The organism is Paraburkholderia sp. SIMBA_053 (assembly GCF_046534895.1).
Lineage (GTDB): Bacteria > Pseudomonadota > Gammaproteobacteria > Burkholderiales > Burkholderiaceae > Paraburkholderia > Paraburkholderia caledonica.
The window spans coordinates 1-278 of sequence record NZ_JAWRXU010000553.1; the positions used below are offsets into that span (position 1 = coordinate 1).

Here is a 278-nt window from a genome sequence, read left to right on the forward strand (position 1 = left end):
GCGTCTTGCCGCGGTGGCCCGCGCCGCCAGGTGCAAGCGTTAACGCCCCAGGCCCGTCTTTCTCGACGACGCCGGTTCCGCTTATCGGCGCGGCATACGTTCCTTTGACGTTCTGCTGGAATTGCGTCAGCCCATTGTTCGTCACGGTCGACGGCTGACTGCTCGCCTGCTGCGAGCTGGTTAATCTGCTGGCCATGCATTTCACCCCGATAATAATTAGTTATGCTTCTTATCAGATTTCAGAGATCCCTAAATATGGGATGCGGTGATCGACCGCT

Annotated in this window: 1 protein-coding gene; it reads right to left on the reverse strand. The window is 57.2% G+C overall.

What is annotated here, in order from left to right; genetic code table 11:
• A partial coding sequence (locus tag SB753_RS36825) for a hypothetical protein (RefSeq protein WP_410805062.1) occupies positions 1-196 on the reverse strand: 196 nt, incomplete at its 3' end.
• Between the last annotated feature and the right edge of the window lie 82 nt (positions 197-278).